The organism is Heliobacterium mobile, from assembly GCF_009720735.1.
Classification (GTDB): Bacteria; Bacillota; Desulfitobacteriia; order Heliobacteriales; family Heliobacteriaceae; genus Heliobacterium; species Heliobacterium mobile.
The window spans coordinates 127419-142424 of the sequence record NZ_WNKU01000006.1 but is presented as its reverse complement, the minus strand read 5'-3'; the positions used below and the strand labels follow the sequence as shown (position 1 = coordinate 142424).

Sequence of the window (15006 nt, the reverse complement as noted above, 5' to 3'; positions counted from 1 at the left end):
TAGTAAGGAGAAAAAAGATGACTTATATTCCAAAGCCGATGGACACGTCGAAAGTACAACTGACGAATGAAATCCTGAAATTAACCGAGTTGCTGTCAAAACATGCCCATGATGTTTGGGCCACACAGCGGTTCAAGGATGGCTGGCAATACGGTGAACAGCGTGACGACCAAAAGAAACTTCATCCCTGTCTAATTGCATACGAAGAATTACCAGAGTCGGAAAAAGACTATGATCGAAATGCGGCGATGCAGACGTTGAAGGCGATTGTAGCGCTTGGATATCGGATTGTAAAAGTTGACGAATGATTTAAAGAGTAGCCGTCAGGTGTAAAACCTGGCGGCTCTTTTTTGGTGCGCTTGGAATGGGCAATAACTCTAGGGTGAAAGTCCAGAACGGAGGTTGGCTGTACCAACCGTTAGCCAAGGGAAAGGGTATTCATCGCGAGGTTCCTCGAAAGAGGTAAGACCCCTGGAAGATGACCTGGTCGATCGGCCCGAGATGTACACGCCGTGAGGCGTTCAGTCGACGGGTACGAATCGGTCGAGGACTTTACCTTAACCATGCGCAAAACTTTTGTCCAGAAAAAATGATTTGATGCAGCGGGACTGGGCGACCTTAGGCGTCGGCGCTTTAGCGCCGGTACAACCCGGGAGACGTCCGTAGCGGAATCAAATCAAATTTTCCTCTCTGTGTAGTTTTGAGGGATATCGTAAAGCACCAATGACGTGCATGTCGTTGGTGCTTTGTTTTTGATTAGGCGATGTTACATGCTTACAGTTACATATTGGACAATAAGGTGATACTCTGTGTGTTACAATAGTGAAAAACTGGTCTCTTTGACTTAGCACGATGGGACAAAACTAGGTATTCCATACGATGAGTACGAAGATCTAATGTGAGAGAGGGATCATAGACGGTGATTACATATACAATCGATAACTCCTTATATCTGAATATAACTAACCGCTGTACTTGTGATTGTAACTTTTGCGTTCGAAACAGCCCGGCTGGTCTAGGTGAATACAACCTATGGCTGGAGCGGGAACCGACTGTGAAAGAAGTTCTCGATGACATCGAGAAAAGAGATCTCTCCCAATGCCGTGAAATCGTATTTTGTGGGTATGGTGAACCGACGATTCGCCTGTATGATCTTATTGAGATATCTAAGAAACTCAAAGAAAGATATAACCTCCCGATCCGAGTCAACACAAACGGTCACGGAATCCTGATTTTTAAATCGGACATAACGCCCTTATTAGAAGGATGGATAGACATCATATCTATCAGTTTAAACGCAAAAAACGCGAAAGAGTACCAAGAGTTATGCAAACCGGTTTATGGAGAAAAAGCCTTCCCAGCGGTTTTGGACTTTGCGGCCAAATGCAAAAAGCACATTCCTCGTGTTGTGTTATCCGTCGTCGATGTCATATCTGTGAAAGACATCGAAGCTTGTCGGGAGTTGGCACAGCAAATCGGCGTCGAATTTCGAGTTAGGCATTTTGGGGGTTAAACGTGTCCAGGTCGGAAGCGATTGCACTATATCTCCTTCTGCGGTATCTTTAATACCAGATTATCGAAAGCTAATTCTTATCTTGACATAGGGAAAGTGCTAGAGCTAGTCGCCCAACCAGAAGTTAAAGGAGTCTTATGTATGCGTAAATTAATCACCACCATCACACTCACAGGGATACTGCTGGCCGGTTGTGGCACCGTTGATAAGCAAACGGCGATCAATCAAGCCAAAGATGTAGTGAATCAAGCCCAATCGGTGGCTGGGACTATGGCCGACACGGCTGCAAACGTCAGTCGGGACGAACTTGTTCGGTTAGTTACAGAAAAGTGGCAAGCCCAGTATGACCAGTGGAAAGCCGAGGGGGCTACGGTAATTCGTCCTGATGGAAGTATCGATTGGCAAGGAGTAAGCAACCTGAGTTTAGCTGAAAAGTCTCTCATCAGTGTGGGGCCTTACGAGTTTTTAGCTGTTTTACGGGCAGGGGGTGCTATAGAAATCGTTCGGGAAAACAAAAATACCAAAGAACGATCCCTAGTGACCCGAGTGAAGCTCGTTGTCGAACATGGTGAGGTGTCAATCGGGCAATAGAAACCACTTTCTCCCCTGTTTCTCCGTCTCAGTTAGGACAATAGATGCATTCTGTACATCGAATCGGAAAAGATGATGTACTCTCGTGAGAGGGTGCGAAAACGAGTACTTTTTGGGATTGGACGGGTTTAGCTGATGCAAAAAGGTAGGCCCCACGTTGCGGTCCTGGCGATTGGCATTTTCACCGTTTTTGCCCTTGCGATAGGGTGGCTAAAGACGGCAAATCCCCAATTGGCCGGGCGAATGCTTGGGGGAATCATCGAACTTGGCTCAGGTTTATTGTCCCAGTCCGGTCTTCCCTTTGAACCCAAAGTGGACGTATCATTAGTGCTTTCAGGACAGGATCGAGATGGGGATGGGCTTGATGATTCTCTCGACATCGCGGCAGGCGCACGGAGTGAGGTAGACCGAAAACCTATATACCAAAGCAACTACTACGTCGGTGGTTATCCACCGGATACCGAGGGCGTCTGCACCGATGTGGTCTGGCGGGCTTTTCGAGACGCCGGCTATGATCTAAAAGCTTTGGTCGATGAAGACATCCGAAAAAATCCCCGGGCTTATCCTCGTGTGGCTATGCGTCCCGATCCGAACATTGATTTTCGCCGTGTTCCTAACCTGGTTGTTTTCTTTAAGCGATACGGGCAGATGTTGACGACCGATGTAGTTTCTGGTGATGCTGCCAAGCTTGTTGAGTGGCAACCGGGAGACATCGTTGTCTTCGGGCTCGGGACTTCTTTAGAGCATATAGGCGTTGTTTCCGATCGACGCCGAAGCGACGGGATTCCGCTGGTTATCCATAACAGTGGTCCGACACCTCGAGAAGAAAATGCCCTCGTCCTTTGGCCAGCAAAGATTGACTATCATTTTCGATATACCAAGAATAGTCCTCTGTTACCCCAAACGGGGTGAATGGGGGACTATTTCTTTTGGTTCGAACGTTGCTTCACTGTTGACCAATTCCAGGTATAGGGACTTTGCTTTAAACGAAAGATAACGAATGAATTATTCAACTATATACTGAAACAGGGAGGAGAAGAAAGAAATAGTGTGGAAAAGATAGGAATAGTTAGAGCGTTCGCAGACTAGACATAACAAGTGCGAATGCAATCCTTGAAAATCCATATGTTTTAGCTAGGGGGGATTTGAACACTGTCATTTTTCAAAAAGGCAAATAAGGCAAATAGATGACGGAAGGATGTAGATCGAGGAAAGCAATGTTAGGCAGATGTGAAAGGAGAGGAAAACATGAACAAGACAACCCTCTGGTGTTTAAACAAAGCCGCCGATATTATTGGAGCCAATGTAGAAGATTTTAATCGTACATTTGGCAACAGATTAACGCTTGGGGAAAGAACTTCTTTCAACAAGCAACCAGTCGACGATAACAAATATAATCTAATGCCTGGCCCGGAATACTTTGTCCCGGATATTGCCAAGTGTGTCGGCGCAAGATTTGAAGAAGGGGCTGCATACCCTGAGTTAAAAGCGATTCAATCGTTCTACGCTAAACAAGGACAACCGGACTACAAGTATTACTGGGACGGAAGAAGCCAAAAGGAAACCGGATGCTATATGGCGACGGACAAGTTCATAGGGTATTATGATATTCTTGAAAAAACAGCTCCGAACATACTGGTCGGTTACAGCCAAGGAGGATTGGTGGCGAAATATCTGGCCTATCTCGATCAATATGTTTTCAATAAGGAGAAGAAGAAACGGGTCATCGATGCTGTTATCACTATTTCCAGTCCGCTCTTTGGCTCTCCTCTTGCCAACCCGAATAATCGAGAAAATATTGCCGAAGCGTTGTTTGAGCTTTTGTCCTGCATAAGCATTAAACTATTCGGGGAAGCGGAGGAACTATCTAATCATGAAAAAAGACCACAAGGCGATTTGTTTGAATGGGTGTATGCCACGCTAAAACATATTCGAAACACCCTTCAAAATCTATGCCCTGATTATGCAAAAGAACTGATTGCAATGCTTGATAACTGGTTAGATTGGCTGGGAGGATTGTTAGGCGATCCGAAGACAGCTTTTTTTGATCTTAACATTCTACGGTTAAACGAAGGCCTGTCTGTTCTTTCATGTGTCAATCAACCGGTGGATATAAAACAAAGAGCGATTCTATCGACAAATAACAGCCTGCGAGATATACTTCATCCGCAAGCGGCGATGGTGATTCATGACGTATTTAAGTATCAGTTAAATCGAGCTTTGAATTCACTTCCTCCTGCGGAACCGGATTTCTCTAACCTTTCTTATTTAGCAAAAAGTCGAGCAAACATGTCCATTGATATCGATTACGACAAAGCCGAGAAAATCATTAATCAGCGGATCATGGATGAGAAGATAAGCCAGCCTATTTCTAACCCGTTGATTGCCGATAGGATTAATCAGTACCAGAACGGAATTGGCGAACTCAATGTCAAAGCGTACGCTCATGATTTTATCATTCCATCATCTTATCAATTAATGGTTGCAAAGGGTCAGATCCTAACTAATAATAATAGACCGAACTTTGAGGCAAATCACATGACGGGATCTTCTTGCGAATATCAAGCAGGAAGAGAAAACTATCAACTGGTAAAGGAAATCCTGTCTGATTTTTTGGATAAGAACAGTTGAAAATGACGATTCGTACAGTTTTACCCTAGCGAAACGTTTATGAAGAGAAATCCCCCGCCGCCTCATTGGAGTCGTACGGGGTTTTTTTTACTTCCGTATCAAAAGGATTGATTTTTTCTTGACAGTTCCCCTTTTTCAATAATCCTGTCCCCAAATAACCAGGCGTAACGGAGTACATACACGGGCTGGTTGGGTTCAGCCGTTCCCAAAAAGCTGTACTTATCGAGCAAGTCGATCGAAAAGGGAGCAGGATTTTCGATCGAATCTCTTCGGACGCCCCATTCTTGTATGAGGGCTAACCATGTTTCGCCGAGCCTTTGCAGCATAAACAGAGGGGACTGATTCCACTTGTTCGGTTCGCTGCCGAGTCCTTCTGATTGAACCAGTTGATTCCAGTATCGAGATAGGGGACCAGATTTTTCTTTATCGATCCGATAGGACCATTCGACGATCGCATTGCGAAGGAGTTCCTCTTCTCCTTGTACCCCCCGATATAACTGTTCGTAACAGTCGCGAAAATCGCTCAGACGTGCTTGGAATTCTTCTTGGGCGGACATGAGCGGATTTGTATCTTCGGCTTCGCTAGCTTGGCAAACCGGGGTATCAAGTTCTTCCGATGGAGCGTCTTCCGATTCTTCCATCACCGTTTCGTCAACGAAGGTTTTTTTAGTTGTCACCTTATCCCACCATGATGAAAGAAGGGAGGGCTTTTTCTCGCGTCCACTTTTCATCGTCTTGTCCCCCCGCCATCTACTTCCACCCAGGCCGCTGCATCATCGAAAGCACCGCAGACGATGGCTTCGCCGATCGGCAGAAGGCCAATGATATCCTTTTGTTCTTCTTTGAGGCTCATCGATGCGGTTACCGCTTCACAGTCGTCGCGGGAAACTAAGCGATGGACGATTTTTAAATTGGTATTTTTCATGACGTTCGGAATGAGATCGGACGGGACTTGGTCGACGACCATCACGCCTTGCCCATAACTGCGCATTTCCGTCAACATTTCGCTGAAAAGAGAGGCTAAGGCCGACTGGGGATTTCCGGTATTATTGAAATCCATCTGGGGATTTCTCAGAATCCTGTGGGCTTCTTCAATGACCGCTAGATGACATAATTCACCTTCATTCGCTTTACTGCGATAGGCCGAATCATGCTGATATTTCGCATTTCTGTATTCAAACAGGTTCGTTAACAATAAAGACATGACCAAAGCCCGATCTTTTTCATTGGCGAGTCGACTCAAATTGATGACCACATTTCGGCCAAAGAGTTCGGTCGGGGGCGTCGATGCTGTGCAGCCGAAGAGGTCTTTTTTAAAGCCCCGCTGTAGTGCGTTAATCCGCGTCGTGATGGCTGCTTTCAACTGGTCTGTAAAATCGCTCGTATATCCTCGCGTGGCAAGCAAGCAAAGGGCAATCTCTCGAACTTCCTCAAGGGTGGGATATTCCTGTAAGCTGGGGCATACGCCGTGGTCGGGGCACCTTTCATCGGCTAAGGCGATCCGCATCGTTTCAAAAAGGGCTTCTTCAAAAATGTAAGGGAGAATTCCATCCATGGGTAGACTGGTGGAGAAGATCGTCGATAGTCGTTCGCAGCGACCATAATGATCGGCAGTCGCCCCTTTTTCCACGGCAGGGGCAAAAGGGTTGAGCCGCAGTTTTTTATAATGGTTGGAATCGACGAAGTTTCCGGGCATATAAATGAAAAATTGCTTTTCCGGAGGCAACGATTCATTCATTTCATGTGCCCACTTGACATATTCCTCTTTCGCCGGTTCGAGAATGAACACGGGTGCCTCTGTCGATGTGACGACTTCGCGGAGGATCTGCTGGCAGGTAGTCGATTTCCCGCTGCCGGTGATGCCGGTGACAAAGGCATGCCGTGTGAGTGAATGGATGTTGAAGGTATATTGGCTCGATAGGCGGATGCCTGTGTCCATAATCCGGCCGAGCTTCATGGTTGGTGCGTTTTTATCTTTGAGCATGGGCGGATTGGTGGCAAAACGTACGGCATTGCGGACGAAGCGAAGGCCCGGAACGTCTTTGCGTGGAAGGCTGGAGGCGATGGACAGTTCTTCTGTATTCATCGGGGTGGAAGCCATGCCGAGGATGCGGCCGAGCGGATTTTCCCAGGAGGAGCTTTTGGGTCGATTTAACGTGCTCGACAGGGGAATATGGCTGAATGCTTTGGCATAGGTGGCCGCTCCTGTGCCGGGGGGGAGGATGTGTAACCGAATCGGTTCAATATAGGATTCATCGCCGGAGTATATGGAACGGAGCAGCCCAAGGATGGTTTGGGTAGTGGCGTAGTCGTTGCCATGAACATGGACGCTCACATTCCAGAAACCGAGATTACGGCCTTGCTGCAACCGCTGAATGTGTTTATCGACTAGTTCTTCTGTATATTTGGCCATCTTATCGACCAGTTCGGTGCCCACCGATTGGGAGTTGATATCGACGTTGTAGCGGGCATAGCCTACGCTGGCATTGACATCGACGGGAATGAGATTACCGGAGCCGATCGATGCGCCGACATTGACGCTTTCCCCTTTGGCTTGGCCTTGGCTGGTCGTGGACGTTCGCTTGACCCATTGATGGACGGAGGAACTAAAATCGCGATAGTTGGCGATGATCTCGGCAATTTCCGCGTCGTTTACCGGGTCGGCGATTATGGCGACGGCGTAGTCCGTTTCGAAATCTTGTTCCCGCAGGCCGAAGGCAACTTTATCTAAGGTTTGAACAAAATCAGAATCATAGACATTTTTTCGTTTGGATGGAATCCCAGTAACGCAGCCTAAAACAGGGAAACGGCCGAGCGGCCTTACGATCGTACGATAGACTTCTGCTTCGCTCATTTTCTTGATCTCACAACCTGCCAACTGGCTGGTAACGGCTTGGCAGAGCTGCTGTATCGCGTCTTCGGTGGAAAGCTTGCCTGTTAAGTTGCAGCTTCCTAGACAAAGGTAGGTTTTTCCCTGCAGACGAATCAGCAAAAAGACAAAGCGGCTCCCCCAGCAGTGGCAGGCACTGAGTACACTTTGCCATTGTGCTTGAATGGACGGATGGGGTGCGTCAGAAGGGGATGTAGGGATGCGAATGATTTGCATCCAAGAAAATTGCCGGTTCTGCTCAAAGGCAGCTTCGTCGGGAAACTGTTCTGTCGACGAGAGTTCTTGCAAATAGGCCCGTTCAAGCACATAGTTGACGATGTTTTTCCATTGTGATTCTTCCGGAAGGATATGTAGTTCATAGTTTTTTTCAATCGGCCGGCTCAGCTTTTTGAACTCTTGACTGCTTTGCTTTGAAATTTTCACTATCGTTCACCGCCCATCTGCACATTAGGGTTTCAACTCGATTTTCCCATTGCCATGTTCGCCATAGCCTGACAGTTCATAATTCCAGTCGATGGACAGGTCTTCTTTGATCAGAATCGTATTGTCCATCCTGTAGTCGGCGCTGATATCCGTCAACCATCGTGTACCTAGTAACATGACGTCGACAACGAGGTTGGCCACGACCGATTGGTCTACGACGGCGAGGTAAGATTTTTTCACGGCTTCATCGAGGGTTTCGCCAACGGCTACCTCCACATTAAAGTGCAGGTTATCGTATTTGGGATGATTTTCGACGGTGAAATTGAGGGTTGCTGTCTTTTTCACGGGAAGGATGATATCGCTTGCCCGGTGATCGATGAGGCACTTCCAGCCAGAGCAGTTGGACACTTTGAATTGTTCATAATACTTTTCTTGGACCCGAATCCAAACGGAATGGGTGAGGCGGTGGCGAAAAGGTTTCGACTCCAATAAGGTGCAAAGGCCACGGGCGACGGTTTCCTCTGGGATCTTCCACTGCATGATCCGGTTTGGCTCTCTTTTGATCTTCGGCAGTTCGATCGTCGTCGATGTGCCCGGGAGGGTTTTGCCACAAAGCAAATCGCGAACAAACCAACTCTTGCTATGACCGCCGGTCAATACGACGAGATCGATGGCTTCGGCATTGGGGATCTGCTTGAGTTCCATGGCTTTTTGGACGGCACCGTTGACGATATGGCAAAAGCGGTTCATTCCATCGCCGCAGTATTTGGCATAGGTCGTGCGGTCAAGGCGCAAGGGAGGGAGTTTTTTGGCTAGCATTCCATGAAACGAGCTGGGGAAGGTGGTGCAGGTTTTGTTGTCGGACAGGACCGAGTTGACGCTCTCTTCTTTCCAACTTCGAATGTTCAAAGGGTAGAGCAGATCTTGCAAAAGCTTGTCTACAGGTTCCTCCGACCATTCCGCGTAGGAGCTCAACACTTCTTTGGCGTCGCTGACGAGGAAGTTTTTCAACAAATCCATTAAGGCGTTGTCGATATCGCCACCGCCGAAGGTCCATTTTTTGGCTTCAGCATCATTCGATGGCGATGGGTAGTTTAACAGGACTTCGTTTCGCTTATCCTCGGCGTCTCCCGGTACGAATCGAATTAAGGACACGTCCGTCGTGCCTGCCCCCATATCGACCACGAGCACAAAGACCGGTCTTCCATGGATGAGGATGCCTTTCGCTTCAAGCTGAGAGACTTGTTCATTCGAATGCAACAGGAGATACCGAAAGGCTGCATAAGGCTCTTCGGTACATTTATGATCGATATTGACATTTTTGAATCCAGCCGCTGACACTGCCTCTTCCGTAAGGCGCCGGGCAAACTGAGGCCAACGGGTGGGGTAACTCACATAGGTTTGCTCTTCAATATCGGACGGTTTTACCTCTTTGGGAAGAGCATCGATCGGTTGCTGTTTATAACGATCGTAAAGATACTTCAAAAAAGTTACGGATGCATCGAAGGCGGCTTTCCGCTTTTTCTCGTCTTCACTGGGGATGTCCATCTTGAAGCGGTTATATAAGGTCCCCTTGTCCCCCATACTTTTGTAGTAACTGATCCGAGAGGCCACTTTTTCGCCGAAGAGAGGTTCACCATTTCCGGAGACATAGATTAAGGACGGGATGGTAGAGGAGGTGCCTTCATTCAAGGTATGGATTTGTCCCCATTCTTTGGTTTCTGTATTGTACAATCGCCAGCATAGTACGGTGTTGTTTGTACCGAAATCGATGCCGATATAACGGATGTATTTGGCCACGTCGATTCCCCGCTTTCTTCAGTGACTGTATGAGGATAAGCATGCTGAGGCACAACTGTTGCGGCAGACGAGGTAACAGCTTCCGCCACAGGAGCAACCAAAAGAGATCGAATGGGTTTCATGGATTTGGGGGGTATGTTCTCCGGCGATCTCCTTGATGTTGGCCAACTCTTCTTTTGACAGGGATAAGGGCTCAAGGGCATCGGGCTTCACATCGGCTCCTTCATGGCCCAACTCTAAAGATTCTTTAAGGATATCGGACTTTTCTATCATCAACGATCCCCTCTTTTACATTGTTTTTTTGTTCAGTAACTGATAGATGGTTTGAATCACGTAAGCGATCTCTTTATCCTCCGCGGACAAGCTTTGTTTTCTTGCCAACATTTTTGCTTGTAACTTACAATTGGCGAGGATTTGCAACATATATAATTTGCATAAGGTCACTTCTCGCAGTGCCGGATTGGATGTGGAACGATAATTCATGCCATAACAGGTGGGGCAAATGTTTTCTAAGACACAGTTCTTGCATTTTGGATCGATGAAGGGTTCTTTGGCATGGAAGTTGAGTGACCGCAAGGCATAGATTTTCGATTTCGACAAGACTAACGGTGAAAAGAGATGGCAGGGGTATTCTTTGCCGTCCACATCGACGACGTCAAAAGCGACCCCGGCACCGCAGTACTTGTTCTCAAAACTCGATCGGGAAGTCAAGAGTGTTTTCAAGTCCACATCCAACAAGGAAACAGGAGGTACTTCGGGATGGTCTAGGTAGTAATCGATGAGTTTGGCCAACTGCCGGCTATATTCAGCGATACTTGCCTCACTCCAGGGATTTGTGCCGTTCGCTGGGTTGGCGTGAATATTAAAACCTTTTTCTTGCAGAAAAATAATTCCATCGGCAAGCCGATGGACGGTTTTTTCGGAAATGGTCATTTTAATCGGTTGTTGGGGCCAGTTTTTTTGGAAAAAGTCGAGATCGATTTGTGTGGATGAATCAGAGCGGTTTACGTTTTGGGTCTCTTCGTCTCCATCGTAGCTGAGTCCGAGGACAAACCGTTCTCGGTGGGTACGAAACCAGTCTTTCATTTCCTCATTGAGCAGGGTTCCATTGGTTGTGGCAAAGAGGATATAGGGTTTCGGCCATGGCTGGTTCCACATCCAGTGGGCGATCTCTTTTATCTTATCAAAAGCACATAAGGGTTCAGCGCCTAAAAAGTCAATCTCCACTTCTTGAAAGGAATTCCCCGATCTGTCTACAAAGCTGTCTGCAATCGCTTGTTTGGCTACGTCTAAAGGCATTTGTTTATCAGACTTGTTCGACACATAACAATAGAGACAGTCGAGGTTGCACTGGTAGGTGATCACTAAACCTCTGGTGCGACGGAGATGATTTGGATGTCCGCATTCTTTGTCCTGGAAATATAAATGCTCTTTTTTCAAAGGGGGTGTCCTCCTTTGCAAAGTCTTTTCCTATATTTCGAATGTTCGATCTAACTCAAAAATTTCCTGTTTTTTCGACATACTTTTACGATATATTTCTCTATATGCATACTATTGGATGTCAAAAGCTAACCAGCCAGCATGTGCAAGGTTAGTAGTGCTGTTATACAAGGGAATAGCAAGTTGGGACTTGATGTTTTGTCATATAAATGATTATACTTTGCACATTGAAAGAAAGGGGTGAGGATTTTGTCCAGCCTGAATGAAGCCGTAAATAAGTTGGCAAAATCGCTAGCTGCATTGCATGCGGACCTTGAGCGGAGCGAAAAGCGGGAGACGAAAAAAATATTCTATGGCAACTGTGATGAAGAATGTGCCGCAATGGAATTTGGTTGGGCAGAGACTCACTTTTCCCGAAAGCGAAAGTAAAATTGCTCAACTGATTGACATTGATTATAAAATCAGTGTATGATCATTTTATAAAGAGAAGTAGTACAAGGTATTGTGATTAGAGGGATAGCATGGCAGAGCGGCCATTTTGTTAGTCGATGACTACGAGATGGTCGCTTTTCGCTTTAAAAAGCGTCATTGTCATTACACGTAGTACATAGGTAGCTAAAGAGGAGGAGTGGTTCTTGTGATTATTAGCAGCCAAAAACCGGTGATTCTGACTTGTCGGGCTTGTCGTGGTCGTTTCGAGTTACTCGTAAATGGGAAGAGTTATAACGATACGATGCCGAATACGGAGCCTATCGATCTCATCTACATTGGCAGCACCCACTATGTCACTGATGAAACCCATGCCTTAGCCGAGATGATCTGTGTCTGCCCTAGATGCAAGGCGAAAAATAAGTATGAAGTTTGGATGCCCAAGAATATACGATTTTCGTGCATGTCTGGTGAGGTCTAGTATGTTCCTGTAAACCCACATAGTCGTTTAGACCGTCCTGTTATAAAAATGGTTCAACGAAACCCCTATTACCCAGAGCGGGCAGTGGGGGTTTTACTATTTTAAATCTAAGTAACATAAAACCATGGCCCGCATGTGGCCATGGTTTCTTTGCAAGTATCAATAAGCCGATAAGTTGTAAGCGATAACGCTTTTGCGTACGGGAACTTGTGCAGGTTGGGCACCAATGGCAAGGTAGATTTCCCGAATCATAGAGTCAAAAAATTGAGCGACCCTATTTCTAGAAATGGCGGGCTCATAAAAAGCCATCGCCAGCGTTAAGCGGTCTTGGTAGGTACTGGCTGCGATCAAAGATCCGGGAGTGCACAATGCCGGCCCAATCATGTACCCGTCGGTCACTTCCAACGCACCAAAGTGAATTTTCCCATCGCTGATCTTGCCGATATTCGAAAAAATCGGCGGGTACGACTTCGTCTCTACGGAGCGATTCCAACCGGACATGAGCCAATCGTAATATTCCCTAAAACCGAGTCTGCCATAGATTTCGCTCAGCAGGACGCTTCGAATTCCCGGTGCAAATCGTTTCAGTTCCTGCATCATCGTCGACACTTTCATCAAGGTATCTGAAAAGGACTCTCCGGAGACTCGCTCTATCATCGGGGTGATGATACCGGAGAGATTACAAATCGCGTCGGCTTGCTTTATAGGAAGAAACTGGCGGAGGTCAACGGTCACTTGCAGTGGTATCAGCCTCCCCGCCGGAGGATCTGTCGTGGCAAACAAGGTTCGGTATAGTGCCGTCAGAAGAATATCGTTGAGGGTAACACCTTTTTGATGAGCATAGCGGCGTAGTTTGTGAAAATGTATAGGGTCGAAAGGGGTAGTGACAAACTCGGGAGTGACGTTGTCATCAGAACGAAATGGAAACGATAGGATGGTCGACCGTGAACGGTTAGGTTGACGCTCCCAAGCTTCTTTTACGTCGGAAATATTCAGATGGGGAAAGAGCTGACTCTGATCGCGATTCCCCACTTTTTTATGTTCGAGCTTGTAAGCAGGATCTATGCATAGGCGGTTGTACATGGAAGCGATAAGAGAGACGCAAGCTTTAAGACCTCCTGCATCACTACAAGCGTGGTCGATCTTAAAACAGAGGAGGTCCGAAGGACCGGAACGCAGGATGCGGATCTGTATTTGTGGATCCCGATAGGAATCTACTGGTGCATTTACAAAGCGATGCAGTTCGGCTTCTGTCTGGTCGGTCTCGACGAGTGAGCAGAGTTCTATGGAGTCTATATCGTCGTATTGTTCCCAAAAAGAAAAGGGATCTTGTTCAACAAAACGGCATCTCAAGACAGGTTCGGCTTCAATCGCCAAAGTCAAACTTTTTCGCAGCAGGGTGACATCGACAAGGCCGTTGACCTTTAAGATACAGTGGATTTGGTGGTTACATCCGATATAACGGCTGATATAGTTAAACAAATCGGACGCGCTGGCAGGCATTCGAAGGGATGCTTGGACATCGGCCATGAGTAGGGCCTCCCTTGCATGTGATCGGGTTAGTTTGCAGTATGGTATCAATAGGATAAGTATATCGATTGTGCATTTAAGTACAAAGAAGGGTAACAAGGATAGGCAAGAATGTACCATTATTGCATAGATTATTTACAGGAGAACCCGTAGCCACGATTGCGCGTTCGGGAGAGGGCCTTTAGAAAGATGGATTTCCTATAGAAAAATAGATTTAGAGATCTACCTTTTCTTTGTGTGATTCGTCAAAGAAACTCAGCTTATATAAGAATGCCGACAAGCGTCCCGAATAAAGGGTGAGGCATTCATTATTTGTGGAAATTTTTATATATTTGCATCGCATTTTTTCATGGTGTTCCAGAATAACATTATGACAGGGGATAAAAGGAGGTGATATATGTGCGAGGAACGATGAAGAGAGTCTTTCAAGTGTTCCTGCTGCTCGGCCTTTGTGCCATTTTCCTGGTTGGATGCGTCCAATCAGATGTTAATGTAAAGATCAATTCCGACGGTAGCGGTGATATCCGCTATACCGTATTGGTAAATCAGGCATTATTGGGCACAGGGGAAAATGGTAACCCCATGGATGAGCTCAAGCAGAACGCGGAGAAAGCCGGGTACACTGTCGAAGCTGTTGAGAAAGACGGTCTCGTCGGATTAAATGCGGCCAAGCATGTGGCAAATGTGGCCGCAGAAGCTTCTGACGACATCTTACTCGGCAAATTCGGTGAAGGATTCGTCAAACAAAAATCTTTCTTGAAGGATACATACAGCCTGAATTCTGTCATCGATTTGTCTGATATGAGCGTCACCGCCAACGAACGGCTGGCCCCGTCTTTCGAATCGGCGCTGAAGCAAGCGAAGCTAACTCTGACTGTGGAACTCCCGAACGCTGCCGTAAAGCATAATGCTACAGCTGTGGACAAGGGAGGCAAGGTGTTGATCTGGGAACTCAAGCCTGGTCAACCCAACGAGATCAACTTCTCCACTGACCAGTATAATCCGATTGACATGTCCTTGGTCTCTGCGGCCGCGCTGGTGATAGCCGTTGGCTTGATCCGTCTGATTGTCTCCACAACAGGTTCGACCGCTTCTAAGGAAGCAGCCGTATCTGAAGAAGAAGCCAAGCAAGAGGAAAACGGCCCGACTCAGGAGTAGTCATATTATATTTTTTTGCATGAAAGGCGATGAGGTCCACAGGATCTCTTCGCCTTTCGGTTATTTCTGACAAGGTTGAATGTGAATCTATCCCTTCACCCGCAGTATAGATTTTGTCTT

Annotated in this window: 14 protein-coding genes and 1 other annotated feature; of the genes, 8 read left to right on the top strand and 6 right to left on the bottom strand. The window is 46.8% G+C overall.

Translation table 11 applies throughout. The features are described from left to right. Positions 1–17: 17 nt before the first annotated feature. The 5 genes from GJ688_RS07565 to GJ688_RS07545 all read left to right on the top strand — a co-directional run bounded on the left by GJ688_RS07565 (position 18) and on the right by GJ688_RS07545 (position 4735). On the top strand, positions 18–308 hold the full coding sequence (locus GJ688_RS07565; RefSeq protein WP_155475940.1) for a RyR domain-containing protein: 291 nt from the start codon (positions 18–20) through the stop codon (positions 306–308). 144 nt (positions 309–452) lie between these two features. Then, positions 453–547: a sequence feature (23S ribosomal RNA rRNA prediction is too short), on the top strand. A 372-nt stretch (positions 548–919) separates the two neighbouring features. Beyond that, on the top strand, positions 920–1513 hold the full coding sequence (locus tag GJ688_RS07560) for a TatD family nuclease-associated radical SAM protein (protein ID WP_170291777.1): 594 nt from the start codon (positions 920–922) through the stop codon (positions 1511–1513). 141 nt (positions 1514–1654) lie between these two features. Further along, positions 1655–2104: a hypothetical protein gene (locus GJ688_RS07555; protein WP_155475939.1), complete on the top strand. Its 450-nt coding sequence runs from the start codon at positions 1655–1657 to the stop codon at positions 2102–2104. Between the two features lie 135 nt (positions 2105–2239). Beyond that, positions 2240–3016 (top strand): DUF1287 domain-containing protein, encoded by a 777-nt coding sequence (locus GJ688_RS07550; protein ID WP_235910835.1) that lies wholly within the window; start codon positions 2240–2242, stop codon positions 3014–3016. 336 nt (positions 3017–3352) lie between these two features. Continuing rightward, complete coding sequence (locus GJ688_RS07545) at positions 3353–4735, top strand: hypothetical protein (protein ID WP_155475938.1); 1383 nt, start codon at positions 3353–3355, stop codon at positions 4733–4735. Positions 4736–4833: 98 nt separating this feature from the next. Here GJ688_RS07545 and GJ688_RS07540 read toward each other — a convergent pair whose 3' ends face one another. From GJ688_RS07540 to GJ688_RS07520, 5 genes are read right to left on the bottom strand one after another with little or no spacing between them, the layout of a single operon-like run. Further along, positions 4834–5466: a hypothetical protein gene (locus tag GJ688_RS07540; RefSeq protein WP_170291776.1), complete on the bottom strand. Its 633-nt coding sequence runs from the start codon at positions 5464–5466 to the stop codon at positions 4834–4836. Further along, positions 5463–8048 carry an ATP-binding protein gene (locus GJ688_RS21300; RefSeq protein ID WP_155475936.1) on the bottom strand — a complete coding sequence of 862 codons (2586 nt, stop codon included), beginning with the start codon at positions 8046–8048 and terminating at the stop codon, positions 5463–5465. Before GJ688_RS21300 ends, GJ688_RS07540 begins: the two co-directional genes overlap by 4 nt. Positions 8049–8072: 24 nt before the next feature. Continuing rightward, entirely contained in the window at positions 8073–9848 is a 1776-nt protein-coding gene (locus GJ688_RS07530) for an Hsp70 family protein (RefSeq protein WP_155475935.1), read from the bottom strand. An 18-nt stretch (positions 9849–9866) separates the two neighbouring features. Next, entirely contained in the window at positions 9867–10121 is a 255-nt protein-coding gene (locus GJ688_RS07525; RefSeq protein ID WP_155475934.1) for a hypothetical protein, read from the bottom strand. 15 nt (positions 10122–10136) lie between these two features. Next, on the bottom strand, positions 10137–11288 hold the full coding sequence (locus GJ688_RS07520) for a radical SAM protein (RefSeq protein WP_155475933.1): 1152 nt from the start codon (positions 11286–11288) through the stop codon (positions 10137–10139). A 249-nt stretch (positions 11289–11537) separates the two neighbouring features. Between GJ688_RS07520 and GJ688_RS07515 the strand changes: the two genes are divergently transcribed. Together GJ688_RS07515 and GJ688_RS07510 are read left to right on the top strand one after the other, a co-directional pair. Further along, complete coding sequence (locus tag GJ688_RS07515; protein WP_155475932.1) at positions 11538–11717, top strand: hypothetical protein; 180 nt, start codon at positions 11538–11540, stop codon at positions 11715–11717. A 208-nt stretch (positions 11718–11925) separates the two neighbouring features. After that, positions 11926–12198, top strand: coding sequence for a hypothetical protein (locus GJ688_RS07510; RefSeq protein ID WP_155475931.1), 273 nt, complete (start codon positions 11926–11928; stop codon positions 12196–12198). 159 nt (positions 12199–12357) lie between these two features. Here the strand turns inward: GJ688_RS07510 and GJ688_RS07505 are convergent, their stop codons facing one another. Further along, positions 12358–13728, bottom strand: a complete 1371-nt coding sequence (locus GJ688_RS07505; protein ID WP_170291775.1) for a condensation domain-containing protein — start codon at positions 13726–13728, stop codon at positions 12358–12360. A gap of 399 nt (positions 13729–14127) precedes the next feature. Between GJ688_RS07505 and GJ688_RS07500 the strand changes: the two genes are divergently transcribed. Beyond that, the gene (locus GJ688_RS07500) at positions 14128–14886 is read left to right on the top strand and encodes an LppM family (lipo)protein (RefSeq protein WP_155475929.1); all 759 of its coding nucleotides are present in this window, start codon (positions 14128–14130) and stop codon (positions 14884–14886) included. Positions 14887–15006 lie beyond the last annotated feature (120 nt).

Coding starts and splice junctions, on each gene's coding strand:
- GJ688_RS07550 (WP_235910835.1), top strand. CDS start 2,240: ATGCAAAAAGGTAGGCCCCACGTTGCGGTCCTGGCGATTGGCATTTTC.
- GJ688_RS07545 (WP_155475938.1), top strand. CDS start 3,353: ATGAACAAGACAACCCTCTGGTGTTTAAACAAAGCCGCCGATATTATT.
- GJ688_RS07565 (WP_155475940.1), top strand. CDS start 18: ATGACTTATATTCCAAAGCCGATGGACACGTCGAAAGTACAACTGACG.
- GJ688_RS07555 (WP_155475939.1), top strand. CDS start 1,655: ATGCGTAAATTAATCACCACCATCACACTCACAGGGATACTGCTGGCC.
- GJ688_RS07540 (WP_170291776.1), bottom strand. CDS start 5,466: ATGAAAAGTGGACGCGAGAAAAAGCCCTCCCTTCTTTCATCATGGTGG.
- GJ688_RS07505 (WP_170291775.1), bottom strand. CDS start 13,728: ATGGCCGATGTCCAAGCATCCCTTCGAATGCCTGCCAGCGCGTCCGAT.
- GJ688_RS07525 (WP_155475934.1), bottom strand. CDS start 10,121: ATGATAGAAAAGTCCGATATCCTTAAAGAATCTTTAGAGTTGGGCCAT.